The organism is Xanthobacter sp. 126, assembly GCF_000526175.1.
GTDB lineage: Bacteria > Pseudomonadota > Alphaproteobacteria > Rhizobiales > Xanthobacteraceae > Xanthobacter > Xanthobacter aminoxidans.
On record NZ_JAFO01000001.1, the window covers coordinates 3655958 to 3681627 of the forward strand.

General features: G+C 70.3%; 22 protein-coding genes and 2 pseudogenes. 9 read left to right on the plus strand and 15 right to left on the minus strand.

Annotated elements, in window-relative coordinates; all coding sequences use genetic code 11:
* Positions 1-114 precede the first annotated feature (114 nt).
* Complete coding sequence (locus tag XAN126_RS0117400) at positions 115-501, plus strand: hypothetical protein (protein ID WP_024279861.1); 387 nt, start codon at positions 115-117, stop codon at positions 499-501.
* Between the two features lie 26 nt (positions 502-527).
* Here XAN126_RS0117400 and XAN126_RS0117405 read toward each other — a convergent pair whose 3' ends face one another.
* A complete protein-coding gene (locus tag XAN126_RS0117405; RefSeq protein WP_024279862.1) occupies positions 528-770 on the minus strand; it encodes a hypothetical protein in 243 nt (80 codons plus the stop codon).
* A 367-nt stretch (positions 771-1137) separates the two neighbouring features.
* Between XAN126_RS0117405 and XAN126_RS0117415 the strand changes: the two genes are divergently transcribed.
* From XAN126_RS0117415 to XAN126_RS0117440, 6 genes and pseudogenes are all read left to right on the plus strand, one after another.
* Entirely contained in the window at positions 1138-1521 is a 384-nt protein-coding gene (locus XAN126_RS0117415; protein WP_024279864.1) for a hypothetical protein, read from the plus strand.
* A gap of 63 nt (positions 1522-1584) precedes the next feature.
* A pseudogene (locus XAN126_RS0117420) lies at positions 1585-2139 on the plus strand (TolC family protein); the annotation flags it as partial.
* Between the two features lie 20 nt (positions 2140-2159).
* Entirely contained in the window at positions 2160-2426 is a 267-nt protein-coding gene (locus XAN126_RS27895) for a P-II family nitrogen regulator (RefSeq protein WP_245272385.1), read from the plus strand.
* Positions 2423-5447: pseudogene (locus XAN126_RS26465) on the plus strand (CusA/CzcA family heavy metal efflux RND transporter); the annotation flags it as partial. The gene XAN126_RS27895 and the pseudogene XAN126_RS26465, both read left to right, overlap by 4 nt.
* Before the next feature lie 253 nt (positions 5448-5700).
* A complete protein-coding gene (locus tag XAN126_RS0117435; protein ID WP_024279866.1) occupies positions 5701-6747 on the plus strand; it encodes a DMT family transporter in 1047 nt (348 codons plus the stop codon).
* Between the two features lie 286 nt (positions 6748-7033).
* On the plus strand, positions 7034-8920 hold the full coding sequence (locus tag XAN126_RS0117440) for a hypothetical protein (protein WP_051460626.1): 1887 nt from the start codon (positions 7034-7036) through the stop codon (positions 8918-8920).
* A 70-nt stretch (positions 8921-8990) separates the two neighbouring features.
* Here XAN126_RS0117440 and XAN126_RS0117445 read toward each other — a convergent pair whose 3' ends face one another.
* The 14 genes from XAN126_RS0117445 to XAN126_RS0117510 all read right to left on the minus strand — a co-directional run bounded on the left by XAN126_RS0117445 (position 8991) and on the right by XAN126_RS0117510 (position 23488).
* Positions 8991-10322, minus strand: a complete 1332-nt coding sequence (locus XAN126_RS0117445; protein WP_029877328.1) for a nitrate/sulfonate/bicarbonate ABC transporter ATP-binding protein — start codon at positions 10320-10322, stop codon at positions 8991-8993.
* Positions 10323-10342: 20 nt separating this feature from the next.
* Positions 10343-12079 (minus strand): ABC transporter permease subunit, encoded by a 1737-nt coding sequence (locus XAN126_RS0117450; protein WP_024279869.1) that lies wholly within the window; start codon positions 12077-12079, stop codon positions 10343-10345.
* A gap of 708 nt (positions 12080-12787) precedes the next feature.
* Complete coding sequence (locus XAN126_RS0117455; RefSeq protein ID WP_024279870.1) at positions 12788-13987, minus strand: BatD family protein; 1200 nt, start codon at positions 13985-13987, stop codon at positions 12788-12790.
* The gene (locus XAN126_RS0117460; RefSeq protein WP_024279871.1) at positions 13984-14607 is read right to left on the minus strand and encodes a hypothetical protein; all 624 of its coding nucleotides are present in this window, start codon (positions 14605-14607) and stop codon (positions 13984-13986) included. The genes XAN126_RS0117455 and XAN126_RS0117460 overlap by 4 nt, the downstream gene beginning before the upstream one ends.
* Positions 14604-15476 (minus strand): VWA domain-containing protein, encoded by an 873-nt coding sequence (locus XAN126_RS0117465; protein WP_024279872.1) that lies wholly within the window; start codon positions 15474-15476, stop codon positions 14604-14606. The genes XAN126_RS0117460 and XAN126_RS0117465 overlap by 4 nt, the downstream gene beginning before the upstream one ends.
* On the minus strand, positions 15473-16426 hold the full coding sequence (locus XAN126_RS0117470) for a VWA domain-containing protein (protein ID WP_024279873.1): 954 nt from the start codon (positions 16424-16426) through the stop codon (positions 15473-15475). Before XAN126_RS0117470 ends, XAN126_RS0117465 begins: the two co-directional genes overlap by 4 nt.
* Entirely contained in the window at positions 16423-16764 is a 342-nt protein-coding gene (locus XAN126_RS0117475) for a hypothetical protein (RefSeq protein ID WP_024279874.1), read from the minus strand. The genes XAN126_RS0117470 and XAN126_RS0117475 overlap by 4 nt, the downstream gene beginning before the upstream one ends.
* Entirely contained in the window at positions 16751-17599 is an 849-nt protein-coding gene (locus XAN126_RS0117480; protein ID WP_029877331.1) for a DUF58 domain-containing protein, read from the minus strand. Before XAN126_RS0117480 ends, XAN126_RS0117475 begins: the two co-directional genes overlap by 14 nt.
* A complete protein-coding gene (locus XAN126_RS0117485; RefSeq protein WP_024279876.1) occupies positions 17593-18543 on the minus strand; it encodes a MoxR family ATPase in 951 nt (316 codons plus the stop codon). The genes XAN126_RS0117480 and XAN126_RS0117485 overlap by 7 nt, the downstream gene beginning before the upstream one ends.
* A gap of 93 nt (positions 18544-18636) precedes the next feature.
* Complete coding sequence (locus XAN126_RS0117490; protein WP_024279877.1) at positions 18637-19962, minus strand: histidine kinase; 1326 nt, start codon at positions 19960-19962, stop codon at positions 18637-18639.
* Entirely contained in the window at positions 19962-20597 is a 636-nt protein-coding gene (locus XAN126_RS0117495) for a response regulator transcription factor (protein WP_024279878.1), read from the minus strand. The genes XAN126_RS0117490 and XAN126_RS0117495 overlap by 1 nt, the downstream gene beginning before the upstream one ends.
* Positions 20598-20771: 174 nt before the next feature.
* Positions 20772-21785 (minus strand): ABC transporter substrate-binding protein, encoded by a 1014-nt coding sequence (locus tag XAN126_RS0117500; protein WP_024279879.1) that lies wholly within the window; start codon positions 21783-21785, stop codon positions 20772-20774.
* Between the two features lie 49 nt (positions 21786-21834).
* A complete protein-coding gene (locus XAN126_RS0117505; protein WP_024279880.1) occupies positions 21835-22701 on the minus strand; it encodes an ABC transporter permease in 867 nt (288 codons plus the stop codon).
* 10 nt (positions 22702-22711) lie between these two features.
* Entirely contained in the window at positions 22712-23488 is a 777-nt protein-coding gene (locus XAN126_RS0117510; protein ID WP_024279881.1) for an ABC transporter ATP-binding protein, read from the minus strand.
* A gap of 124 nt (positions 23489-23612) precedes the next feature.
* On the opposite strand from XAN126_RS0117510, the gene XAN126_RS0117515 reads away from it, so the two are divergent.
* Positions 23613-24278, plus strand: coding sequence for a response regulator transcription factor (locus XAN126_RS0117515; RefSeq protein WP_024279882.1), 666 nt, complete (start codon positions 23613-23615; stop codon positions 24276-24278).
* 25 nt (positions 24279-24303) lie between these two features.
* Positions 24304-25620, plus strand: a complete 1317-nt coding sequence (locus XAN126_RS0117520; protein ID WP_051460627.1) for a sensor histidine kinase — start codon at positions 24304-24306, stop codon at positions 25618-25620.
* The last annotated feature ends 50 nt before the right edge of the window (positions 25621-25670 follow it).

Below are 25670 nucleotides of genomic sequence, written 5' to 3' on the forward strand. Positions count from 1 at the left end.
AGGCCGGCTCACGCTGCGCCGCGCATTGACGGCGGCGTGGGAACGAGTGCCCATACGTAGCCGCAACATCAGAAGCGCTCTTGAGCACGATCTGCACGGCTGGGGCGAACGTTCATGACTTACATTGTGCTGATAGCGGTCGGAGGCGTTCTGCTGCTGCAGTGGAGCGGCGCCATACCAATGGATAGCGTTGGCGGCGCGCTGGTCATCGCGGCCGCTGTAATCCTGGGTTCGCTGGCGGTCGCGATCCATGAGGCATGGACGAAGCGACGGGGCGTCCTCGGCTGGATCGTCAACATCGTAGTCTCGTTCGCGGGCGCGTTGCTGATCGCTCCACTCGCCGGCGGCGTGATGGTGGCGCTGCTCCTTCCGTTCATGGACGGAGCGTCGTCACTGGCCGCAGCCGGCGGAGCCAGGATGGCCATCGCGCTTTCCGGCCAAATGGCCCTCACGCTCTTGGGATCCTGGGGCGCGCTGTGGCTCTTGAACCGTTGGCGATGAGCCCACCGGGCGCGCCCCTGCGGCGTCTACTGTCCGACGGCATCCTTGACGCACTTCGTGGTGAAGCTGGTCTGGGCGGCACCACGGAGCTTCTTGTCGGTCGCCTGGGTGTTGCAGGCCGCCGTCGCGTCCTTCTGGCACTTGGTGAGGAAGCTGGTGCGGGCCGCGCCGGCGAGCTTCTGCGCATCGGCATTGGCGACGCAAGTGTCCGCCGAGGCGGCGACGGCCGAAAACGACAGCAGGGTGAGCGCGATTGCGAGCGTCTTCATGATTCCCTCCCACAGGTGGAGACGGGAGGCTATCACCGGCCGGGACGGCGTTCGATGGTGACCAAGCGTCAGACGCCGAACCACCGGCGCCACACCCTGACGATCGGGTCCAGGAACAGGACCAGGAACAGGTCCAAGAACAAGAGTATCCACGCCGGGTGCAGGTCGAGCCCCCTGAGATGCTTTGAGGGGCATCTCGACTGTTGGCATGTTGGGCCGAAGCGCTCCGGCCTTTGGCAGCCATCCTGATCGTCAAGACGTCCGCTGACCATGAGGCGACTTCGCCTTATCGCCGTGCTTGACATTCCGGGCGGCGTTGGACCCTCTCCTCGCCATGCTCCCAACCTCGGGATGGCATTTTGCACGTTTGTGGTCGCTGGCGCTGCGCCGGCTGATCGCGGCCTGCGTCGTGCTGTCCATGGTTGCGGCCCCCGTCACCGCCGGGCTCGTCACCCATCATTCGGACGATCTGGACAGCCCCGCCTTCGCTGCGGCCGTGGCTGGTGCGGAGGCCGCCCTTCCGCTCGCGGCTGCAAAGGATGTGGCCGTCGACAGCGCCAAGAATGGCGACGCCCAGACGAAGCATGTCGTTACCTCCGCAGACCATGACTGCCATGGCTGCGCAGCCGTGCTCCTCCCCGCTGCCGATGCCCCCCGTTTGGCCGAGGTGGTGGCGGTGACGGGCACCACCATCCCGGCGCTCGGCTCCGGCCGCGCCGTTCCCGCCGACCCCCGCCCCCCGCGCGCCTGATCCCTTCTCTTCGCATGCCGCTGCGCTGCATCGGCCCATCGCAATCAGAATCCGGATCAGATCATGCCGCCCCGTGCAAACGGGCAGGCTCTCGCGCTCGCGCTCGGGGCAGCATTCGCGCTGCTTTCCGCTCTGCCCGGCCGCGCGGAGACCCAACGCCCGCTGACCCTTACCAGTGCCCTTGCGAGCGCGCTCGCAGCCAATCCGCGGCTGACCGCCGCCGAGCGTGACATCGGCATGGCCGCCGGCCGCGACCGGCAGGCCGCCGCGCTGCCGAACCCGAACCTCTCGCTGGAGGTGGACAACGCGTTCGGGTCCGGACCCTACCAGGGGCTGGACCTTGCGGAGCAGACGCTTCAGATCAGCCAGTTGGTCGAGCTGGGCGGCAAGCGGGAGGCCCGCATGGCGGCCTCCGGGGCCGGCGTCGGCATCGCCCGCTGGGAGCGCGAGGCCATCCGCCTGCAGGTGCTGGCGGAGACGACGGCTGCCTTCGCCGGCGTCCTCGGCGCGCAGCAGCGGGTCAACATCCTCCAGGCCCAGGCCGAGGCCATCGGCCGCCTCTCCCCGCTCCTTCAGCAGCGGGTGGAGGCGGGCGCATCGTCACCGTCCGAAATCTCCCGCGCCCGGGTGGCTTCTCCATCGTCGAGGCGCGCGGCCGCGGCCGCGGCCGCGGCGCGGGAGGAACCTATGTCGCGAGCCAATACGACCTCGCGTACCAGCGCCACATCCGCATCGAGATCGTCTGCCGCGCCGCGGCGGTGGACCTGATCGTGCGCACGCTGGCGGACGCTGGCTGGACCGGGCGGCGCGGCGACGGGGTGATCTTCGTCTCGGCCGTGGAACGCATCGTCCGCATCCGCGAGGCCGGCACGCCGGCAGCCGAAATGCGGGAGGGCGCGCGATGATCGACGCCATCCTCGCCTTCTCCATCCGCCAGCGCTGGCTGGTGGTTCTCGCCTGCCTGATGGTGGGCGCGTTCGGCGCGTGGAACTTCACCCGCCTGCCCATCGATGCGGTGCCGGACATCACCAACGTCCAGGTGCAGATCAACACCCAGGCGCCGGGCTTTTCCCCGCTGGAGGTGGAGCAGCGCATCACCTTCCCCATCGAGACCGCCATGGGAGGCCTGCCGGGGCTCCAGTACACGCGTTCCCTCTCGCGCTACGGGCTCTCGCAGGTCACCGTGGTGTTCCGCGACGGGACCGACACCTACTTCGCCCGCCAGCTGGTGAACGAGCGCATCCAGCAGGCGAAGGACCAGCTCCCGCAGGGCGTCGAGACCGCACCGGGGCCGATTTCCACCGGCCTCGGCGAAATCTACATGTACACGGTGGAGGCGAAGCCCGGCGCGAAGAAGGCGGACGGCACGCCCTTCACCCCCACGGAGCTGCGCACGATCCAGGACTGGATCATCAAGCCCCAGCTGCGCACCGTGCCGGGGGTGGTGGAGGTCAACACCATCGGCGGCTACGAGAAGCAGTTCCACGTGCTGCCAGATCCCGCCCGGCTGATGGCCTATTCCATCTCGTTCCGGGACGTGATGACCGCGCTCGCCGCCAACAACGCCAATGTCGGCGCGGGCTATATCGAGCGCAACGGCGAGCAGTATCTGGTGCGCACGCCGGGTCAGGTGGCCGGCGCCGAGGACATCCGCGAGATCGTCATTGGTTCGAAGGGCGGCACGCCCATCCGCATCGGCGACGTCTCCGAGGTGCGCGAGGGCCGGGAGCTGCGCACCGGCGCCGCGACACTGAACGGCGAGGAGGTGGTGCTCGGCACCACCATGCTGCTCATCGGCGAGAACAGCCGCACCGTCGCCCAGCGCGTGGCGGCGCGGCTGGAGCAGATTTCCCGCTCCCTGCCGGAGGGCGTTGTCGCCCGCGCCGTCTATGACCGGGCGCACCTGGTGGAAGCCACCATCGCCACGGTGGAGAAGAACCTGCTGGAAGGCGCGCTCTTCGTGGTGGTGGTGCTGTTCGTACTGCTCGGCAATTTCCGCGCGGCGCTGGTGACGGCCTGCGTCATCCCGCTCTCCATGATGCTCATCATCACCGGCATGGTGGAGAACAAGGTCAGCGCCAATCTCATGAGCCTCGGCGCCATCGACTTCGGCATCATCATCGATGGCGCGGTGATCATCGTGGAGAACTGCCTGCGCCTGCTCGCCGAGGAGCAGCACCGGCGCGGCCGCCTGCTGACGCGCGCGGAGCGCTTCGAGACCATCCTCGCGGGCTCGAAGGAGGTGATCCGGCCGAGCCTGTCCGGCACCCTCATCATCGCCGTCGTCTATCTGCCCGTGCTGACCCTCACCGGGGTCGAGGGCAAGATGTTCACGCCCATGGCCATCACGGTGCTGATGGCGCTGGGGCGGCGGCGCTGTTCTCCATGACCTTCGTGCCGGCGGCGGTGGCGCTGCTCGTCACGGGCAAGGTCTCGGAGCACGAGAACTTCATAATGCGGGCGGCGCGGCGCGTTTACACGCCGCTGCTGGACGCCGCCATCAACCTGCGCGCCCTCGTGGCCGTCGGTGCGGCGGCGCTGGTGATCGCGTCGGGCGTCGCCGCCTCTCGCATGGGGGGCGAGTTCATCCCGAGCCTGGACGAGGGCGATGCCGCCATCCAGGCCCTCCGGGTGCCCGGCACCAGCCTGACCCAGTCGCTGGAGATGCAGCAGGCGCTGGAGAAGGCCCTGCTCGGGGTGCCGGAGGTGCGGGAGGTGTTCGCCCGCACCGGGACGGCGGAGGTCGCGACCGACCCCATGCCGCCCTCCATCTCGGACGGCTACGTGATGCTGAAGCCCCGCGCCGAATGGCCGGACCCCGGCAAGGCCAAGAGCGCGGTGATGGAGGACATCGAGAAGGCGGCCGAACAGGTGGCGGGCAGCAATTACGAGCTCTCGCAACCCATCCAGCTGCGGTTCAACGAGCTGATCTCGGGCATCCGCTCCGACGTGGGCGTGAAGATCTTCGGCGATGTTCTCGACACGCTGCTCCAGGTGGCCGGGCAGGTGGAGGCGGTCATGCGCGCCGTCCCCGGCGCGGCCGACGTGAAGAGCGAACAGGTCTCCGGCCTGCCCATGCTCACCGTGGCGCTGAACCGCCCGGCCATGGCGCGCTACGGCGTGAGCGTGGCGGAGGTGCAGGAGCTGGTCGAGATCGCGGTCGGCGGGCGCGAGGCCGGTGTCCTGTTCGAGGGCGACCGGCGCTTCGACATCATCGTCCGCCTGCCGGAGAACCTGCGCACGGACGTGGAGGCGCTGCGGGATCTGCCGATCCCCCTGCCGGTGTCCAGGCGGCGCCGGAGCAGGCGGTGCGCGCCGCCTGGACACCGGCCGCCGCGGGGCAGATCCGTGATGTGCCGCTTTCAGCCATCGCCAGCCTCTCGGTGTCGCCCGGCCCCAATCAGATCAGCCGGGAGGACGGCAAGCGGCGCATCGTGGTGAGCGCCAACGTGCGTGAGCGGGACCTCGGCTCCTTCGTCTCCGAGGCCCAGCGGCAGGCGGCCGGGAAGGTGCGGCTGCCTACGGGCTACTGGATCGGCTGGGGCGGACAGTTCGAGCAGCTCGTGTCGGCGACGCAACGCCTCGCCATCGTGGTGCCCATCGCCCTGCTGCTTATCTTCCTGCTGCTGTTCATGAGCTTCGGCTCCATGGCCGATGCGGCGCTGGTGTTCTCCGGGGTGCCGCTGGCGCTCACCGGCGGCATCGCGGCGCTGATCCTGCGCGGGCTGCCGCTCTCCATCAGCGCCGGCATCGGCTTCATCGCCTTGTCCGGCGTGGCGGTGCTGAACGGCCTCGTCATCATCGCCTTCATCCAGAAGCTGCGGGCGGAGGGGCGCGACATCGTCACTGCCGTCCGGGAGGGGGCGCTGACGCGCCTGCGCCCGGTGCTGATGACGGCGCTGGTCGCCTCCCTCGGCTTCGTGCCGTCACACAATGGTGCGACGCTGTCGTGGTGCCTGCGGTTCGGCGGCATATTGAATCGCATGGTGCGGCGGAAGAGGGTGACCTGACGGCGACGGAGCAGCGCCGGCCTTGAGCCGGTCTCACTCAGTACGCCGCTGGCGCCCCTTCATCACCGAGCACGCCTCCCGGAAGGTCCCTGTGTGCATTGTGGAGCATCGGCGCCAACCGTTTCATATCCCGCCCCAGCGGATAGAAATACTCCCAAGGGAGGCGGCCATGAACACCGGAATTGTCTTCGCACTCGTCTCGGCCGGCCTGTTCGGCGCAAGCACGCCGCTCGCCAAGCTGCTCCTTGGCGCCATCGATCCGTGGATGATGGCCGGCCTGCTCTACCTCGGGGCAGGTGCGGGCCTCGCCGCCGTGCATCTGTCCCGGGCCGCGCTCCGGCTGCCGGCGGTGGAGGCGCCGCTGCGGCGGACCGACGTGCCGTGGCTCGCGCTGGTGATCCTTGCCGGCGGCGTCCTCGGCCCGCTGCTGCTCATGTTCGGCCTCGCCCGGACCGACGGCGCGAGCGCATCCCTTCTCCTCAACCTGGAAGGTGTGGCGACCATGGCCATCGCCTGGATCGCCTTCCGCGAGAATGTGGACAGGCGCCTCCTTCTGGGCGCGCTCGCCATCCTCGCCGGCGTGGCGCTGCTGTCATGGCAGGGCCGGGCGACGCTCGACCTCGGCGCCGTGCTGATCGCCGGCGCCTGCCTGTGCTGGGGCATCGACAACAACCTCACCCGCAAGCTCTCCTCTGCCGATCCCGTGCAGATCGCCATGCTGAAGGGCCTGATCGCCGGAACCATCAACCTGGTGATCGCGCTCGGCCACGGAGCGGCCTTCCCTTCGGCAGGGGCCGTGGCCGCGGCTGCCGTGGTCGGCTTCTTCGGCTATGGGGTCAGCCTCGCCCTGTTCGTGCTCGCGCTGCGCCATCTCGGCACCGCGCGCACCGGCGCCTATTTCTCGCTCGCGCCGTTCGTGGGCGCGCTCCTCGCCATCGCGCTGCTCGGCGAGGCCCTTACGCCCCAGCTCGTGATCGCGGGCCTCTTCATGGCGCTCGGCCTCTGGCTCCACCTCTCCGAGCAGCATGAGCACGAGCACGCCCACGAAGCTCTGGAGCACGAGCACCGCCACCGCCACGACGCGCACCACCAGCACGCCCACGATGCGGGCATCCCGGCCGACGAGCCGCACACCCATCGGCACCGGCACACGCCCATGGTGCACCGGCATCCCCACTACCCCGATATCCACCACAGGCACCGGCACGGCGCGTGACGTCTGAGACCGGATTGCGCGCGGATCATCGATCGCGGCCGGCTGTCGTCGAGGCTTCCCTATATGCTCGGAATCCCGTCCCATAGGGACAGGACACGAGACGGAGGCTCAGATGCGGGAGGGACAGGGACCGGATCTCATCCAACGCATGGCGCCTCCCCCCATGCGACCACCGCGCCGGTACCGCGCAGTCCTTGCGGGCGCGCTGGCTGCGGTGCTCGCCGCCATGCCTGGTGTGGCCGAGACACAGAAGGCATCGACGTCAACGTCGCCGGAGCCCGTGCGGATGGTGCTGGATCGGCCTGCCCTGAGCATGGTCGAGGCCAAGGGCTGGTCGTTCGCCGCGCTCATGGGCGCGCCCGGCGCGGCAACGCTCGATGCGTTGAAGGCCCGCAGCCCGCTCTATGGCGACCTCTCCCGCCAACTCGGCGACGACGTGAAGGCGCTGCGGACGGAGATGGCGGCCAACAAGCGCCCGCTGTTCGAGGTCACCGACGACAATGTGGGCCGGATCATCGACCTGCGCTGGCTCGCCTCGCCTTTGGCCAGCTTCCGCCTCGTCGGCGTGGTCAACCGCACCGACCGGCGCGATTTCACCGCGCTGACATCCCGGCCGTCCTGCGGCGAGGCGCGCCTCATCTATCGCCTCGCCTATCGCTTCCGCCGGGGGGCCCTTGTCTATGCCTCGCGTCTGCCGGTGAACATCAACGTGGTGTTCGACGTGCCGGCCGCGGCCGGGGTCCCCTGCCCCGACCTCGCCCGCGCCTGGACGCCGCCGCACCCCGATATGGACGCGGCCGAGACGGCGAACTGGCTGGCGACCGGGCCGCTCGCGGGCCTCGCCTTGCGACAGATCGAGATCAACGCCCAGGTGGTCCGCCTGCCGTCCGGCATGGAAACCGAGCTCGGCGGGCAGGCCATCTATCTCATGCGGGTGTTCCGCATTGAAGGCGACCGCGCCATTCCAAAGCCGCTGGAGAACACGCCGGACGTGGCGCGGCTCGGCGCCGATGCCGCATTGAAGGCGCGTCTGGTGGACTATCTGCGCGCCCACCTGCCTGAGATCGACCGGGGCGTGTACCAGATCCCGGACGAGTTCCTGGCCGACAAGGCCCTCTCCTTCTCCACCTTCGGCAGCGCGCGGACCGCCAACCATCCCTTCGCCAGCCTGTTCACGCCAACGGATTTTGCCGGCCTGCCCTATGCGGATCTCGGCTATGTGGCCTCCCCGGCCGGGCTGATCGGGCGGCTCGATGACGGAACCTGCACCGGCTGCCATCAGGGCGCGGCGACGGCGGGCTTCCATCTGATCGGCCATGACGAGCCGGACGCCTCCCCCTTCAACGTGGTGAAGGTGCCCATCTCGCCCCATCTTTACGCCGAGGATGCGCGACGGCGCGCCTATCATGCCGCGCTAGCGGAGGGGCGAGCCCCCGACGTCTTCCGGCCGCTCTCCATCGCGCCGCCGGCCTCGTGGACCGGCGCGACCCCGCATGCGCCGATGCCGGCGGCCGCCACCATGGCATGCCTGCTGCCCAGGGAGCCGGCGCCCTTCAAGGACGGATGGAGCTGCGGCGGGGCGTTCTCCTGCGAGGCCATCGCCCGCAATCCCCGCCTGCCGGTGGAGACCGGCCAGTGCATGCCGAGGCAGGACAAGGGCCGCAACAATGGCATCGTCTCCGGCATGGCCTGCCTCTCCGGCGAGATCGTGCCCGGCAGGGCGCCCTATCTCGATCGGTTCCGCGTCCTCCGGCAGATCAACAGCCAGTCGGCGACGGTCTCGCCCACCGCCTACAATTGCCGGCCGGCAAAACTCGGCGTTCCGGGCGGCGCGGCCTATCGCCAGTGCACGCCGGCCGAGCGCGCGTTCTCGGGATTCACGGCGGGCCAGGCACCGCCGGAAATCTGCGCCCTGGTCGGCGGCAAGGCGTTCGACTTGTGTGTCGCAACCGACAACTTCGCCAAATGCATGGATGCAAGCGTGGTCCGAGGCAACCGGCCGAGCTGTGGCCCGGGCCGCTTCTGCCGCGAAGACTTCATGTGCCAGGCCCTGCCGCCGAACATTCCCGGTGGCGCCCCGGTGGCGCGGGACAACGGCTTCTGCTCACCCACGTATTTCGTGTTCCAGATGCGCATAGACGGCCATCCGGATCCAATCCAGGGAGTGAAATAGATCCATCGGCCGGCCTCGGGGGAGGCCAGGCCGGCCGACCACTCGCGTCGATGTCCCTATCGCGGGTCCGTCAGGTCGGGTTTTCCAGATTGAATTGGCCGGCGTGCTCGTCATAGCCGAACAGCTCGCCATAGCGGCCCCAGGTTATGAGCGCACGCAGGGTCGTTTCGGCGAAGTCCTCGGACATGTGGTCCTCCAGCTCCTCGCTGAAGCGGGTGAAGGGCGCGCGGTGGGTCGGCCGCTCGTCCAGCACCCGACGGATGAGGCCGGCCAGCGGCACGTAGGCCATCAGGTGATCCGCGAACAGGCGCTTGCGGGCATCCACCTCGGATTCGGCAAAGTGCCGGCCGGCCTCCGACAGCGTCACGTCGCCCGCTTCCACCCCCGCGAACCGCAGCAGCTGCAGCGTCTCGACAATGGGGAACAACTCGTCCACCTCCATCTGCAAGGCGGCTGCGAGAACGGGGAGATCGGCCCTGCCGTTGTAGGGCGGGGCGGCCAGCGTCTCCATCAGGCCCGAGAGGAGGTTGGTGGAGATGTTGGGCAGAGCGGTGCCGATGCCCGCGATGCCGGCGCCTTCGTGCCTGGGTTCGCTCTTTTCCAGCGGCGTCCGCTGGGTCATGCGGCCATAGATGTCATCCACGATGGCGCGGAACACCGGGTCGAGCCGCGCGCGCGGATGCGGCAGGTCGATCTTGATCTCCGCCGCCACCCGGCCGGGATTGGAGGAGAAGATCAGGATGCGGTCGCACATGAGCACCGCTTCCTCGATGTTGTGCGTGACCATGAGGATGGACTTGATGGGCAGCCGCCCCTCGATCCACAGGTCGATCAGGTCGGTGCGCAGCGTCTCGGCGGTCAGCACGTCGAGCGCGGAGAACGGCTCGTCCATGAGCATCAGGCGCGGGTGCACCACCAGGGCGCGGGCGAAGCCCACGCGCTGGCGCATGCCGCCGGACAGCTCCTTGGGATAGGCGCTCTCGAAGCCGTCGAGGCCGATGAGGTCGATGGCCGCGAGCGCCCGGCGCCGGCCTTCCGCCGCCGGCACGCCGATGGCGTCGAGACCCACCTCCACATTCTCCAGAACGGTGAGCCAGGGAAACAGCGCGAAGCTCTGGAACACCATGGAGAGGCCCTCGCACGGGCCGGTGACGGGCTTGCCGCACCATTCCACGCGGCCGGTGGTGGGCTTCACCAGGCCGGAGATGATGCGCAGGAGCGTGGATTTGCCCGAGCCCGAGCGGCCCAGAAGCCCCACCACTTCGCCCTCATTGATGGTGAGCGACACGTCATCCAGCACCAGCAGGTCGGCATTCTCGCCCTTGTGGTAGATCTGCCGGACGCCCGAGGCGGAGACGAGGGTTTTCTTTTCGCTGTCGACGACAGAGGCGTGGTGTTCCATCAGGGGCATCTCATCCTCCATCAGTCGAGGCGCAGACGGCGGCCGGCGAAGACATAGAGCGGACGCCAGAGCAGTCGGTTGAACAGGATCACGAAGATCGACATCACCGCGATGCCGAGCACGATGCGCGGATAGTCGCCCGCGGCAGTGGCATCGGCGATATAGGCGCCGATGCCGTGGGCGCGCAGCGTGGTGTCACCCCAGCTCGCCACCTCGGCGACGATGGAGGCGTTCCAGGAGCCTCCGCTCGCGGTGATGGCGCCGGTGACGTAATAGGGGAAGATCCCCGGCAGCATCACCTTCTTCCACCAGCTCCAGCCGCGGATGCGGAAGGTGCCCGCCGCCTCCCTCAAATCGTTGGGGAAGGCGCTCGCCCCCGCCACCACGTTGAACAGGATGTACCACTGGGTGCCGAGCACCATCAGCGGCGACAGCCAGATGTCCGGGTCGAGGCCGAGCCGGACGATGGCCACCACCGCGAACGGGAAGATGATGTTGGCCGGGAAGGCAGCGAGGAACTGCGCCAGCGGCTGCACCCGCTCGGCCCAGGCCGGCCGGAGGCCGATCCACACCCCGATGGGCACCCAGATAAGGGTGGCGAGGGCGATCAGCACGATCACCCGCAGCATGGTCAGCACCCCGAGGCCGAAGGCCTGCGCCACCTCCGGCCAGGTCAGCTCGGTGGCGACGAAGGTGACGATGGTCCACAGGCAATAGGCCGTCACCGCCAGCACCAGCGCGAGCCACACCTTGTCGGAGAGCGGGCTGGACAAGGCGCGGCGGGCGTCCCCCGGCACCGCGACCGGAAGGGCGAGGCGCTGGCGCGGGACCGCGGACAGCAGCGCGCCCAGCGGCCCCAACAGGCGCTGGAACAGGCGGGTGCGCCGGGCCGCCGAGAGCAGCCAGGAGGAAGGCGCGGCCCCGCTGGCGGAGGTCTCCACCCGGAACTTGTCGGCCCACGCCACCAGCGGGCGGAACAGCAGCTGGTCGTAGATGAGGATGACGGCCAGCATGGCCAGCACAGCCCAGCCCACCGCCGGCAGATTCTGCTCCTTGATGGCGAGGGCCACGTAGGAGCCCACCCCCGGCAGGGTGATGGTGGTGTCGCCCACCGAGATGGCCTCCGACGCCACCACGAAGAACCACCCCCCGGACATGGACATCATGGTGTTCCACACCAGTCCCGGCATGGAGAAGGGCACTTCCAGCCGCCAGAAGCGCTGCCAGCCGGTGAGGCGGAAGGAGCGGGTGGCCTCGTCGAGGTCGCGCGGCACCGTCTTCAACGACTGGTAGAAGCTGAAGGTCATGTTCCAGGCCTGGCTGGTGAAGATGGCGAAGATGGCCGCCAGTTCCACCCCCAGCACCTTCCCCGGGAAGAGGGACATGAAGCCCACCACGGTGAAGGACAGGAAGCCCAGCACCGGCACCGACTGGAGGATGTCCAGCATGGGGATGAGCACCATCTCCGCCCGCCGGCTCTTGGCTGCCAGCGCGCCGTAGAGGAAGGTGAAGACCAGCGAGGCGAGGATGGCCGCCAGCATGCGCAGCGTGGTGCGCAGCGCATATTCCGGCAGCTGGGCGGGATCGAGGGAGACGGGCGTCTGGTTCAAGGCCGCGAGGGGCACGAGTGTGCCCTGCCCGCCATGCACGATCAGGATGAGCGCGCCGAACAGCAGGCCGAAGGCCAGCGCATCCCACAGGTTCGGCGCGAAGCGCCGCCGACGGCCCGCTTCCAGGGCCGGGTGCTGCATCGTCATGACGACAGATCCGAATGCGATTGGGAATTTACGGCGCCGACGGGCAGCCGGTGCCGGGAGGTTTCGCATGGGACTGGGGCTCACCCTGTCCTGCCGGGACAGCAGGAACCGCCTGCCCGAGGCCGTGCAGCGGAGCACGGCCATGCGACGCCACAGTGACGGCGCCGCGATGGGGCTGTGGTCAGCCAGGATGGGTGCCAGGCCTGCGCCTGTGCGCGCATCGGCTTCGATCGCCGTCCTCGTTACGATGAGAGAACGCGATAGGTCTGCGGAAATACAGCGCCCGCATGGCTCACCTCTTGTCCCGGAGCCTGCCGGCGGGACGGTGAACCGGACGCGAAAGGTCAGGTCCGCGTGGCCGCGGGCGGGCTCGAGCTAGATCGACTGGAACTGTCCATCACCCGATTGCTTTCAAGAAATCCGGCCGGCCTGACGGTGGAGTCTTCGATGAACCCGCGAACGGGCACGCTCCATCTCCCAAGCATCCGGTGACGCCGCCTATCGCGCCCGGCGCCGGCGCGGTCAAGCGGAAAATGCGCGGTGCGGCAAGGCGTCCGGACTGACGCTGCAAAACTGGCTGCGGCGCCCTGGAACAGCAGCTGAGGCACGAAATTTCCAGTCATCAGCCATGAATGGATGCATCCGGCACCGCGTCGTGCCGCTGGGGGCAGGTTGTGCGTGTGGCGCGGCCTTGAGCCGTGCACCGCCCTACCTGCCGCTCCGCCTCCTGAGCCCATCGACCGCCCGAAGGATCGCCTTCGCCTCGGCCTCGGCGTCGAACGGCACTGAATCTCCGCCCCGCCCGTAGAGGCGCGCGTCGAGGCTGGCCGTCTCTTGCCCGCTCACCGGCAGTCCGAGTGCGCGCCACCGGCGCAGGTGACGCTCCACCGCGCGGCGGAGCGCGAATGGCTCGCCGGTCCGCACCGCCCGGCGCACGGCGATACGGGTAGGGTCCACTGGCGAGAGCCGCCCGAGCGCCCTCAACGCGTCGTCCCGCCGGCGCGGCCCGAGGCCCGCGAGGACCAGCACACATCCCGCCATCAGCCCACCCGTGACGGCCAGCACCACGACCCGCACCTGCCCGGCGGGCAGATGCCCGGTGCCGCCGACCCCGGCATAGATGCTGGCATAGCCGAAGGGGATCGCCGGGATCTCCGCCGTGCGCATCTGCCGTGCTTCGGTGTCAAACCAGGGGATGGCGATGGCCGGAAGCACGGCGGGATCGCCGGTGCTCGGCCGCAGGTGCCATTCCCATGTCACCGTCGTGACCGGGCCGTCTGGCGTCAGGCGCTGCGTGCGCGCCTCCGGCGCCGCGAAGCTGATAAGCCAGGGCGCGCGCACGATGGGGCGCGGCGGCACCAGATGCGAGGGCGCCCCAACCGCCTCGATGGTGACGCGGCGGACGAGGGTTTCCCCGTCGCGCAGCTTGCCGGGTTCGGCGGACAGCACGTCGGTGACGCTGAGGCTGCGCGCCGCGAGCGTCGCCCCCTCGACCGGGAACGGGGCCACCCCCACAGTCACGGGCTCCGCCGTGACCGGCAATTCCTCCCGCGGCGCATCGGTGCCCACCACGGTCAGCCGGTGCGTCACCGGCCCGATGGTGAGGGGACCCGCGTGGCGCGGGAACAGCGCGATGCGGCGCTCGAACACCCGGACGGACCGCCCCTCCACCTGCTCCGTTCGCCACTGGTCGCGGGCGAGCTGCATCCAGTCATAGTCGGGAGAACCGGGAAAGCTCAGCTTTTCCAGCGTGATCTGCCGCTCGTATTCGCCGCGCACGACAATGGGGATCATCTCGCCCGCCACCGGCCGCATCTCGGGGATGACCAGCCGCAGGCTCTCGGCCCGCGCGGCGCCGGCCGGGGGGCACAGGAGGAGCAGGAGGCAAAGCGCACGGCGTAGCCTCATTGTGCGTCTCCATCCCGCCCGATCAGGCCCAGGGCGGCGCGGCGCTCGAACTCCTTGCGCAGGCGCAGGCGCAGGTACGCGCCGGGATCGTCGGCGATGGTGTCGAGCCAGGCATCGGAGGCGACGATGCCGCGCGCCTCGATGGGCTTCTTCAACTCCGGGTCGGGGGTCGCCACCACGCCGTCGCCCTTGTTCGCGGATGCGGTTCCCACAGCAGCCGGGATATGGCCGCGGACGACGCTGGCGCCCAGCGTCTTGGGCGCCAGCGCGTCGATGATCCCGCGCAGCCGGCGCGCCTCGGTGTCCGCCGGGTCCACGAACAGCACGGCGTCGAGATAGGCGACGGACAGCGCGTATCGGCCGGTCGCCGCGAGGGTCAGGGCGCGGTTGAAGGTCTCGCTGCGGCCTGCCTCCACGAAGGCCGCGTCCGCGGCGGGGTAGTCACCCGCCCGGTAGAAGGCGATGCCCCGTGCGGCGGCATCATCCTGCCAGCGCGCCGTCCCCGGCGCCCCGGCCCAGAAGGCGAGCCGCGCAAGGGAGGGCGGCCCCGCAAGCATGAGGCAGACGAGGCCCGCTGCCGCCATGAGGAGGATGCGCCGTGCCGGGGAGAGGCCGCTCATGCGCGCCTCCGGAACAGGGAGAGAAACGGGACGAGCGCGAGCGCCGCGACCAGCGGGCCGAGATCCTCGAACGCAAGCCCCGCCGCCCGCCCGTCACGCGCGAGCGCCACCGAACCGGACAGGCGGTCGATGACCGGCCGGGGCGCGCGGGCCGGCGCGGATGCGACGCCCAGCGCCTCCAACGAGGCCCCTCCGTCGCTCCCCACACCGAGGGCAAGAGTGAAGAGGCGGACCCCGCCCGTGGCGAGCCGCGCCGCTTCGGCGCGCGCGGCCGCATCGAGGCCGCTGCCGTCCGAGATCAGCACGAGATCGGCGTCCGGCGTCCCCTCCAGCATGCGGCGGGCGAGCCGCAACGCGGCGGCCGGCCGGGCGCCGCTGCTCGGCATGGTGTCGGGGCCAAGCACGGCGATCAGGCTCTCCAGCACCGCGGGATCGCCCGTCGGTGCCGCCACGTCATAGGCCTCGTCGGAATAGAGGATGAGGCCCACCGGCCGCCCGGCCGCGGCAGCCATGATACCGGCGGCGGCGGCCTGCGCATCGGCCAGAGCCGCTCCGGCGACGCCGGGCGTCAGGCCGATGGCCACCAGCACCGCCCCGGCCCCGGCGAATTGCGGGGCGTCCGCGCGCGGGATCGCAGGCCCCGCAAGGCCGAGGCCGACCAGTGCCGCCGCCGCCACCGGCATCAGGCTGGCACCGGCATCGTCCCGGCGCAGATGGCCGAGGGTGCGCATGGCCGCCAGCATGGCGGGCGTCATCACCCGCCCCCAGCCGCCCGCCACGGGGCCGCGCCGCCACAGCCAGACGGCCAGCGCGGCGAGGAGCGGCAAAGCGGCGAGCCACCAGGGGCGGAGCAGGACGAAGCCGCTCATGAACGCCGCCCCATGGCCGGCAGCAGGGCCAGCAGCGCGGCGAGGACGAGCGCCGCCGCCGCGGGCCACATCCAGAGGGAGCGCCAGTACAGGGTCGGGGGGCGCCGCATGGGGTTCGGCTCCAGCCGGTCGAGGGTCGCGGCCACGTCCACCAGATCGTCGAGGGTGCGCACCCGGAAACTCGCCCCGCCGCCGGCCGCGGCAGTGGCCCTGAGACCGGCGACGTCCACCGCATCGCTGGCGCCCGGCTGGCTCTCCAGATCCTCCGGTCCGAGGGCGATGGTGTGCACGCGGATGCCGTGGCGGGCCGCAAGCTGCGCCGCGTCGCTCGCCTGCACCTTGCCCGAGGTGTCGATCCCGTCCGAGAGCAGGATCACCGCCTTGGACCTGCCATCGCTGCGGGAAAGGCGGCGCACCGCGAGGCCGAGCCCCTCGGAAATCGCCGTGGACAGGCCGGAGATGCCGATCTGCAGCGTATCCACGGCGCGGGCCGTGGAAGCCACGTCGAAGGTGGGCGGCTGCGCCACATAGGCCCGGTCGCCGAAGACGACGAGGCCGATCCTGTCGCCCTGCCGGCCGGCAATGAAGCGCGCCGCGACCGCCTTGACCGCGTCGAGCCGCGACAGCGGCCGGCCGTCGAGCACGAAATCCGTCTTCGCCATGCTCCCCGACAGGTCGAGGGCGAGGATGATCTCCCGGCCGGACGCGGTGGGAAGGCTCACGGGCGTGGCGACGCGCGGCCCGGCCAGCGCCAGGACCAGGGCGATCCAGACCCCCGCGCGCAGCAGGGCCGCGACGGGGTCATGGCGCAGGCCGGACAGGGCGGCAGAGGCAAAGGCGGTGGCATCGACGGCCAGCGAAGCCATCGCCGGCGCCCGCGCCGCGAGGACGTAGCGGACCAGCCACGGCAGCGGCAGGAGCAGCAGGACGAGGGGAAAGGCGAGGCTCATCGGCGCGCGCGCCTCGCCTTCAGCGCGATGCGCTCGATGGCCTCGGCGCCGGGCGGCGGGGCGGCGCCGTAGGCGGCGGCGCGCAGTTCGTCTGGCAGGCGGCCGAGGATGCGGGCGATGGCGAGCAGCCGCGCCTCGGGCTCAAGGGAGCGCATCGCCCGGAGCTGTGCGCGGAGCGGGACAGGCCGCGCGAGGAGCGGCAGCACGAGGGCGCAGCACAGCGCGCCGAGGAGCAGGCCGAGGCCGAACAAAGCGACAAGGTCGGTCGCATGGAGCGCCATCAGGGCGGGCGGCAGGCGCCCTTCCGGCAAGGCGGCGATCAGCTCAGCCTGCGTCATCCGGGATCACCTCGAGGCTGACATTCAGGCCGGCCATCCGGTCGGCCAGCGGTGCGGGATCGAACGGGCGGAGCCGCGCCAGCCGCCGCTCCGGCCCGGCATGGATCGGCAAAGGCGCGGCGGGCGGCGCCACGTCGAGCGGATCGAGCGGAAGCAGCACGCGCACCCGCCGCTGACGCGCGAGGCGCGCCAGAGCCGCCTCGTCGGCCGGCCGGATGCCACCCGGACCGGTGGCGATGAGCACCTCCGCGCCCGACGGGACCATGGCCACCGCCCGCGCCAGCACCTCGCGCAGAGACGTCGCCCCGTCTCCCCTCCGGCCCGCCGCGAGCGCGCGGTCGTGGCTGTCGGCCAGCATGCGGCTGATGCGGCCCATCTGCGCCACCCCGGCGCCCGCGGCCGCGACGGCAACGCCGGACGCATCGAGGCTGATGGCGGCGAGGACGGCGCGGCGCGCCGCCGCCTGCCAGCCGCGCCGCGCCAGAACGCGGGCGGCGCGCACCGAGCGCAGGCTGTCCCCGGTGCCCCAGAGCATGGCCGGCCGGAAATCGGCGATCAGCAGCACCGTGTCGTCGCGCTCCTCATGGAAGCTGCGGATGTGTGGCGCCCCGGTGCGGGCGGTGGCGGCGGGATCGATCCGCCGGAAGTCGTCGCCTTCGGCGAAGGCGCGGATCTCCCGAAGGTCCATGCCGGAGCCGGCCGGGCGCCCCTGCACGGCGCCGGGGCGCCGCGTCACCGGGCGATGGCGGGCGCGCGGCAGGCGCGTGTCGCGCAGCGCCAGCAGTTCCGCCGCGACGAGCCGGATGCCGGGCGCATCGAGCGCCGCCGTCACCATGGCTCCACCGCCTTCAGGATGTCGGCGACGAGACTGCGGCCGGTGCGCCCCTCGCCGACGGCAGCCCAGGTCGGCACCAGCCGATGGGCCAGCGCGTCGGGCGCGAGAGCGATGACATCCTCGGGCAGGCCGTAGTCGCGCCCCTTCAGCCAGGCGAGGGCCTGCGCCGCCGCGGCCAGCGCCAGCGTGCCGCGCGGCGAGACCGGGTGTTCCACCCATTCGGCAACCACGCCACCGGGCCGCGAGGCCATCACCAGCCGGACGATGAAATCCTTCAGCGCCGGGGCGAGATGGACGGTCGCGACCTCGGCCTTGGCCTGCGCCAGCGTGTCCTGCGACAGCGCGGCCTCCGCCTGTGCCGGACCCGCGATCCGCTCTGCGGCGACGAGATCGAGGATCGCGCGCTCCTGCTCGGCGTGGGGCAGTCCGAGGGACAGGTGGAGCAGGAAGCGGTCCATCTGGGCTTCGGGCAGGGGAAAGGTGCCCTCGTGCTCGATGGGGTTCTGGGTCGCCACCACCATGAAGGGCTGCGGCAGCGGGCGGGTGACGCCCGAGGAAGTCACCTGCCCCTCGGCCATGGCTTCCAGCAGCGCCGACTGCACCTTGGGCGGCGCCCGGTTGATCTCGTCCACCAGGACGAGCGCATGGAACAACGGGCCGGCGACGAAATCGAAGCGTCCGGTCTCCGGCCGGAATACCTGGGTGCCCGTCAGGTCCGAGGGCAGAAGGTCCGGCGTGCACTGGATGCGGGCGTGGCTTCCCGGTAGGCTGGCGGCGAGGCGCTTGACGGCGCGGGTCTTGGCGATGCCCGGCGGCCCCTCGATCAGCACATGGCCGCCGACCAGCAGGGCGATCAGCAGCCGCTCCACCAGCGCCTCGTGGCCGATCAGCCCGGCGGCGACGGCGCTGCCGAGGCGGGCGATCGGATGGCTCATGTCGTTCATGCCCGGCGCCTCCCATGGTCGGGAGAGGATGCGGGTGCCCGGCGCCGCGCCGCCAGAGAGCCCTTCCCGGCCGGTTCGGGAAGATCACCCGGATCAGCGGGGAAGAAGTGCCGTCGCCCGCATGCCGCCGCCCGACGGCAGCAGCGCGAAGCTGCCGCCCAGCGCATCGACCCGCTCGCGGATGCCCAGCAAACCGAAGCCGTCGCCCGCCCGGCTGTCGGGCCGCGCTGCGCCGTCATCCTCGACGGTCAGGGTGATGGTCTCGGCGACCTCCAGCGTCAGCACCACGCGGCCCGCGCCGCCATGGCGGACGGCATTGGTGAGGCATTCCTGGGCGATGCGGTAGAGGCTGAGAGCGAGGGTGTCCGGCACCGTCTCCATGTCGCCCTTCAGCTCCAGCGCGAAGCGGATGGCAGGCACGCGGCTGCGCCAGTCGGCGACGAGCCGCTCCAGCGCATGGCGCAGACCGAGGTCGTCGAGGTCGGGCGGGCGCAGGCGGGACAGCTCGGCGCGCAGGCTGTCCATCATCTGTCCGCTGATCTCGGCGATCCGCGCGCCGTCCTCGGCGGTAGATTCCTTCGACTGCGCGATGGCCGTGGCCAGCGCCCGGGTGGCGGTGAGGCACTGGCCGAACTCGTCGTGCAGTTCACGGGCGAGCGCCCGCCGCTCGCTTTCCTGCATGGTGAACAGGCGGCGCGTCAGCTCGGTGCGCATGGCCTGCGCCTCCTTGAGCGTCTCAGCCGTATGGTTCAGCGCCGTGCTCAGACGATCGAACTCGGCGACATGGAGCGGCGGCAGCCCGGCCGAGAAGTCGCGCCGCTGGAGGCGCTCGATGCCGCTCAGGATGATGCGGAACGGGGCGAGGAGCCGGACCATCAGCAGGCCGGTGAGGATGGAGCCGCCGACCGCCATGCCCACCGCCACCCGCATCAGGTCGCCGGTCCGCGTCCAGGCGCGGCTCATGACGACTCCGGTGTCGGCCGAAGCGGTGACATAGGCATCGGTCAGGTAGCGCGTGCGCACCGGCACGGACATGGGCTCCGGCATCAGGCCGAGGTGCTCCGCCAGCCAGACAAACCAGCCTGGCGGCGCCACGTCGGAGGCGACATAGGGGCCGCAGCGCCGGTGCAGCGGATTCTCCCGCGCACCGAGTTCGACGCAGATCCCCGGCGCGATGAGGGTCCAGGAGGGAAAGGCCTGCCAGTCACGGAACACCGGCACCGGCGCCACGCCGCCGAAGGCGAGCCCCTCGAAGCTCGGGCGGGCGGCGATGGCGTCGGCGACGCGGACGGCGGTGGTCGCCACATCCTGCCGCGCCGCCTGCGCCGTATCCCACAGCACCCAGCCGGCGGCGACCACCACCGTGGCAAGCCCCGCCGCCAGCACGCGCAGCACCAGCTGGGGCAGGAGCCGGCGCATCAGATGGCAGGGACGAGGCCGGACCGCTGAGCCTTCAGCACCAGGTCGGCGTCACCGGAGGCGCCGAGCTTGGCCCGGATCAGCGACAGGTTGTTCTGGACGGTCTTGGAAGAGAGCCCGAGGCTGCGGGCGATGGAGCGGCCGTTCATGCCGCGCGCGACGAGCAGCAGGATCTCGCGCTCCCGCGGTGTCAGGCTGGCGATCTCGTCGGTGCCGAGCGAGGTGCGGGCCAGCTCCTGGGCCATGTCCGACGACAGCGCCCGCCGCCCCGCCGCCACCGCCGTTATGGCCTTGACCAGTTCCTCCGGCGGGCTGCTCTTGGACACGAAGCCCCGGGCGCCCGCCGCCATGGCCTTCTGGGCGAAGATGGCGCCCTGGTGCATGGACACGACGATGATCCGCGCCCCCGGATCGCGGGCCACCATGGCCTCCACCGCCGCGAAGCCGCCGCCGCCGGGCATGGACAGGTCCATCAGCACGATATCCGGCGCATGGGCGGCGAAGGCGGTGAGCGCCGCGATCCCGTCGCCCGCCTCAGCCACGACAGAAAGGCCGGGCTGACGGTCGAGCAGCCGGCGGTAGCCCTCGCGCACGATCGGATGATCGTCGACCAGCAGAATGCGGATCATGTCCATGGGGCGAGGATATCCCTCCGCGGCGCCCACACAATGGGGCGCCACGCTCGGGAAGGCTCGACGGGAGGTTGCGGCCTGCCGGTCCGCCGCGATACGCGCCCCCTCCCCCCGTTGAACTCGGCTCACACCTGCCTCGGTCTATTCGACCTTCAAGGGTGAGGCGCGGGCTGCCCCTCAGCTGCCGCTGCGGGTGCGCAGCTGCGGCACGAACAGGTCGCTCCAGCTCGCCGGCTTCACCTTGATGGAGCCCGCGAGGTGCATGAAATCGGCGATCTTCATGATGCCCTCGGGCGTGGTGGAGAACCAGGTGTCCTTGTCCTCCAGCATCTCCAGCACCTCCTGCTGGGTGGTCTTCACCTTGGAGGAGCGCACATAGATCTCGGCTGCGGCCGCCTTGTCCCTGGCGATGAACGCGTCCGCCTCGTCGAGCGCGTCAAGGAAGGCCTGCACCACCTTCGGGTTGGCATCGACGAAGCGCTTGGGGGCGAACGTCACGTCCATGGTCAGGCGCCCGAGAATATCCACCGAGTTCGCCACGCGGCGCACATTGGGGTTCTTCACCTCCAGATAGGAGAAGGGCGGCGAGGTGAAGTGCGCGGTGATCTCGGTCCGGCCGGCGGTGAGAGCCGCGAGCGCCTCGGGATGGGGCAGGCCCACGGTCATGGGATCGAGCTTGGCGTAGTTCTCGCGGCCGAATTCTTGCGCCGCCATCATCTGGAGAATGACGGCCGAGAGCGAGGTCTTGATCCCCGGCAAGGCGATCTTGTCGGAGGACTTGAAGTCCTTCAGCGAAGTGACGGCCGGATTGTTGGTGTTCATCCACAGGGCGGTGGAGGACAGGCCGCTGACGCCGACCACCTCCACGTTCGGGATGCCCTTGGCCTTCGACCACAGCGTGATGAAGCCGGGCGCGCCGGTGCCGGCGATGTCGAGGGAGCCGGCCATCATGGCGTCGTTGATGACGTTGCCGCCGTCCAGCATCAGCCAGTTGACCTTGAGCGGGCCAAGGCCCGCCTTCTCCGCCTGCTTCTCCAGGAGCTTCTGGTCCTCCATCACGATGAGCGGCAGGTAGAGGATGCCGTAGCCCTTCGAGATGCGGACGTCCTTCACTTCCGCCTGCGCGGCGCCGGCGGCGAGCGTCGCTGCGACGGCGACGGCGGCGGCCTTGAGGCACTTCATCCAGCCCATGTCTCTCTCCCTTTGTGTTCTCGTTCGATGACGGGTTTGGCGACCCGGGTCAGTGCTGCATGCCCCAGCGATGCACGGTCTTGCGCTCGATGGTGGCGAAGATCAGGTTTTCCACGGCAAGGCCGATGAGGATGACGGTGAACAGGCCGGCGAAGACGTTGGCCGTCTCCAGCTGGTTGCGGTTCTCGAAGATGAACCAGCCGAGGCCGCCGGAGCCGGAGGAGACGCCGAACACCAGCTCGGCCGCGATCAGCGTGCGCCAGGCGAAGGCCCAGCCCACCTTGAGGCCGGTGAGGATGGCCGGGAAGGCGGCGGGGATGAGGATGAGCCGCACCAGCTTCAGCCCGCGCAGGCCGTAATTCATGCCCACCATCCGCAGCGTCTTTGAGACGGCGCGGAAGCCCGAATGGGTGTTGAGCGCGATGGCCCACAGCACCGAGTGCACCAGCACGAAGATGACGCTGCCCTTGCCGAGCCCGAACCAGATGAGCGCCAGCGGCAGCAGCGCGATGGCCGGCAGCGGATTGAACATGGAGGTCAGCGCCTCCAGCAGGTCCGCCCCGAGCCGCGAGCCGATGGCGATGGTGGTGAGCACGGCGGCGAGCACGATGCCGATGGCATAGCCGATGAGCAGCGTCTCCAGCGAGGAGAGGGTGCGCGCCGGGATCACCCCGTTGGCGATGTTCTCGAAGAAGGCCGAGAGCGTGTCGGTGAAGGTGGGGAACAGCAGCGGGTTGGCGAGCCACACGCCATAGGCCTGCCACAGCGCCGCCAGCGCCACGAGGATGATGGCCTTGCGCACCGCGCCGATGCGGTAGATGCGCTCAAAGGGCGAAAGGGTGGCCTCGACGGTGATGTTGCCGAGGGGCGTTTCCGGATTGACGATCTCCGGACGCAAGGCGAGGGTCTGGTTCACGGGCGTGTCCTCAGTGTCCGAAGAGCATGTCGTTGATGCGGGCTTCCAGCTCGACCTGCGCCGAGGTGCCCATCTGTTCGGCCGGAACGCTGTTCAGCTCCGCCCGGACCCGGCCGGGATGGGGCGAGAGCAGGAGGATGCGCGTGCCGATCTTGATCGCCTCCTCGATGGAGTGGGTGACGAACAGGACGGTGAAGCGCGTGTCGTCCCACAATTGCAGCAGCTCGTCCTGCATCTTGCGGCGGGTGAGCGCGTCGAGCGCGGCGAAGGGCTCGTCCATCAGCAGCACGTCCGGCTCCATGGCCATGCCGCGGGCGATGGCGACGCGCTGCTTCATGCCGCCGGAGAGCATGTGGGGATAGCTGTCGATGAACTTGGTGAGGCCCACCTTGTCGATGTAGGAGCGCGCCCGCTCGCGCGCCTCGGCGGCACCCAGGCGGCCGGAGGAGGTGAGCGCGAAGATCACGTTCTCGCCGACGGTTTTCCACGGCAGGAGCTGGTCGAACTCCTGGAACACCATCATGCGGTCCGGGCCGGGCTCCTTCACCTCATGGTCCTTGAGGCGGATCTTGCCCTCGGTCGGCGTGATGTATCCGCCGATGGCCTTCAGCAGCGTGGACTTGCCGCAACCTGACGGACCGAGAAGAACGAAGCGGTCGGAATCGTAGACCTTGAAGTCCACGCGATAGGTGGCCGTGACGAGACTGTCGGGCGTCTTGTATTGAAGGGTCACGCCCTCGACGCTGAGCAGCGGCGCGAATCCAGTCTGGTCTGGATGCATAGTCATCGTTCCTCCCCGCGCCGATCGGCGCAAATTGTTCTTGGTGCACTTCGGCGACCTTGTTTAGGATCATAGCCGGCGATCCTGACCCGAACCTGACACCGGGCGGCTTTGATCGCGGGAGCGTTCGGTGCGCATTCTGCTGGTGGAAGACACGCCGGAGATCGGCCTCGCGGTGCAGAAGCGCTTCGAGCGCATCGGCTATGCCGTGGACTGGGAGACCGACGGGCGCACCGCGAGCGAGCTGATCGAGGTGCAGCCCTACGACCTCGTGGTGCTCGACGTGATGCTGCCCAACATGGACGGCTTCACCGTGCTGAAGCACTTGCGCCGGCGCGGCCTGCGCTCGCCCGTATTGGTGCTCACCGCCCGCTCGGCGGTGGACGACCGCATCAGCGCCCTCGACCTCGGCGCCGACGACTATCTGGTGAAGCCGTTCGACTATCGCGAGCTGGAGGCGCGGGCGCGCGCCCTGCTGCGCCGGGCGGCGGGCATGGCGGACAACACCATCAAGGCCGGCCCGCTGGTGATCGACCGGGCGGGACGCACGGCGATGATCGCGGGCGCACCGCTCGATCTCACCCGGCGCGAGCTGACCGTGCTGGAAATCCTCGCCTCGCGCCCCGGCGCCTTCGTCGGCAAGGAGGAATTGCTGGAGCAATTGTTCGGCTTCGACCGCGATCCCAGCACCAATGCAGTGGAGCAGTTCATCACCCGGCTGCGCCGCAAGCTCGCCGCCACGTCCGTTGAAATCCGCACCGAGCGCGGCCTGGGCTACCAGCTTGTCGCTTCGTGACCTTAGGGCCTCGCTCCGCGCCCGCATGCTCGCCGCGCTGGCGGCGATCCTGCTGCTCGGCGCCGCCGCGCTGAGCATCGCCGCCTGGCAATATGCGGCGCTGGCCGCCCGCGATGCCTATGACAAGCTGCTGGTGGGCGGGGCGGTGCAGATCGCGGAGAACATCTATCTGCAGGGCGGCGTCGTGACGCTCGATCCGCCGGTCGCCGCCATCGCCACGCTCTCGGCCTATGACCTCGTGTTCTACAGCGTCACCGATCCGCGCGGCATCGTGGTGGCGGGCTATGGCGACCTCACGCTCGCCGCCTCGCCGGAGCGCCTGCGGAAGGGCGTCGTGCTGGAGGATGGCCAGTATCAGGGGCAGCCGGTGCGCGTCGCCGGCCTCGTCCGCAAGGTGGAGGGCGCGCCCGGCGACGGCTGGACCCGCATCATCGTGGCGCAGACGCTCACGGCGCGCGCCGCCCTCGCGTCCGACCTCGCCTTCAAGGCCCTCGCCATGATCGCGGCCATGAGCCTTCTCGCCCTCGCCACGGCGGCCCTCAGCCTGCGCCTCGTCTTCTCGCCGCTCACCCGCATCGAGCGGGAGATCGCCGGCCGCCAGCCCGACGATCTGAGCCCCATTGCGCTCACCCCGCCGCCCGAGGCGCGGGCGCTGGTGGAGGCCATCGACGGCTTCATGCTGCGCCTCAGGGAGCGCATCGGCCTCATGCAGCGCTTCATCGCCGATGCCGCCCATCAGATCCGCACGCCGCTCGCCGCCATCGATGCACAGGTGGAACTGCTGGAGACGGACGACCCGGCGCAGGCCGCCCAGTTGGAGGGGCTCAGGTCGCGCGTCGCCGAACTCGGCCGGCTCACCAGCCAGTTGCTGGACCATGCCATGGTGCTCCACCGCGCCCGCGCGCAGAGCCTTGCGCCCACCGACCTCAACGCGCTGGCGAAGGCCGTGCTCTCCCGCGCCGTGCCGCTCACCCTCGACCGGGAAATCTCCATCAGCTTCGTGCCGCTGGAGGGCGCGCCGCGGCTCGATGTGGACGCCATCAGCGTCGGCGAGGCGCTGGCCAACCTGATCCACAACGGCCTGATGCACGGCGCCCGCAAGCGGCTGTCTGTATCCGTGGAGCGCACGCCGGACGGCGTCGCGCTGCGGGTATGGGACGACGGCCCCGGCATCGCCGCGTCGGATCAGGCGCGTGTCGCCATGCCGTTCCAGAAGGGCGCGGCCTCGTCCGGCTCCGGCCTCGGCCTCGCCATCGCCGGAGAAGTCGCCCGCGCCCACGGCGGCGCGCTGCGCTTCGAAGGGGGCGACGGCGATTTCAGCGTGGTCCTCGAATTGCGCTGAACCGGGCGCACTCGGCGCCGGATCGGCAGCTCGATCCCGTCGATCATGGC

Bases quoted from the DNA above. Each gene is read 5' to 3' on its own strand.
- XAN126_RS0117400 (WP_024279861.1), top strand. From the start codon at position 115: ATGACTTACATTGTGCTGATAGCGGTCGGAGGCGTTCTGCTGCTGCAG.
- XAN126_RS0117405 (WP_024279862.1), bottom strand. From the start codon at position 770: ATGAAGACGCTCGCAATCGCGCTCACCCTGCTGTCGTTTTCGGCCGTC.
- XAN126_RS0117435 (WP_024279866.1), top strand. From the start codon at position 5,701: ATGAACACCGGAATTGTCTTCGCACTCGTCTCGGCCGGCCTGTTCGGC.
- XAN126_RS0117440 (WP_051460626.1), top strand. From the start codon at position 7,034: ATGGTGCTGGATCGGCCTGCCCTGAGCATGGTCGAGGCCAAGGGCTGG.
- XAN126_RS0117445 (WP_029877328.1), bottom strand. From the start codon at position 10,322: ATGGAACACCACGCCTCTGTCGTCGACAGCGAAAAGAAAACCCTCGTC.
- XAN126_RS0117450 (WP_024279869.1), bottom strand. From the start codon at position 12,079: ATGACGATGCAGCACCCGGCCCTGGAAGCGGGCCGTCGGCGGCGCTTC.
- XAN126_RS0117455 (WP_024279870.1), bottom strand. From the start codon at position 13,987: ATGAGGCTACGCCGTGCGCTTTGCCTCCTGCTCCTCCTGTGCCCCCCG.
- XAN126_RS0117460 (WP_024279871.1), bottom strand. From the start codon at position 14,607: ATGAGCGGCCTCTCCCCGGCACGGCGCATCCTCCTCATGGCGGCAGCG.
- XAN126_RS0117465 (WP_024279872.1), bottom strand. From the start codon at position 15,476: ATGAGCGGCTTCGTCCTGCTCCGCCCCTGGTGGCTCGCCGCTTTGCCG.
- XAN126_RS0117470 (WP_024279873.1), bottom strand. From the start codon at position 16,426: ATGAGCCTCGCCTTTCCCCTCGTCCTGCTGCTCCTGCCGCTGCCGTGG.
- XAN126_RS0117475 (WP_024279874.1), bottom strand. From the start codon at position 16,764: ATGACGCAGGCTGAGCTGATCGCCGCCTTGCCGGAAGGGCGCCTGCCG.
- XAN126_RS0117480 (WP_029877331.1), bottom strand. From the start codon at position 17,599: ATGGTGACGGCGGCGCTCGATGCGCCCGGCATCCGGCTCGTCGCGGCG.
- XAN126_RS0117485 (WP_024279876.1), bottom strand. From the start codon at position 18,543: ATGAACGACATGAGCCATCCGATCGCCCGCCTCGGCAGCGCCGTCGCC.
- XAN126_RS0117490 (WP_024279877.1), bottom strand. From the start codon at position 19,962: ATGCGCCGGCTCCTGCCCCAGCTGGTGCTGCGCGTGCTGGCGGCGGGG.
- XAN126_RS0117495 (WP_024279878.1), bottom strand. From the start codon at position 20,597: ATGGACATGATCCGCATTCTGCTGGTCGACGATCATCCGATCGTGCGC.
- XAN126_RS0117500 (WP_024279879.1), bottom strand. From the start codon at position 21,785: ATGGGCTGGATGAAGTGCCTCAAGGCCGCCGCCGTCGCCGTCGCAGCG.
- XAN126_RS0117510 (WP_024279881.1), bottom strand. From the start codon at position 23,488: ATGACTATGCATCCAGACCAGACTGGATTCGCGCCGCTGCTCAGCGTC.
- XAN126_RS0117520 (WP_051460627.1), top strand. From the start codon at position 24,304: ATGCTCGCCGCGCTGGCGGCGATCCTGCTGCTCGGCGCCGCCGCGCTG.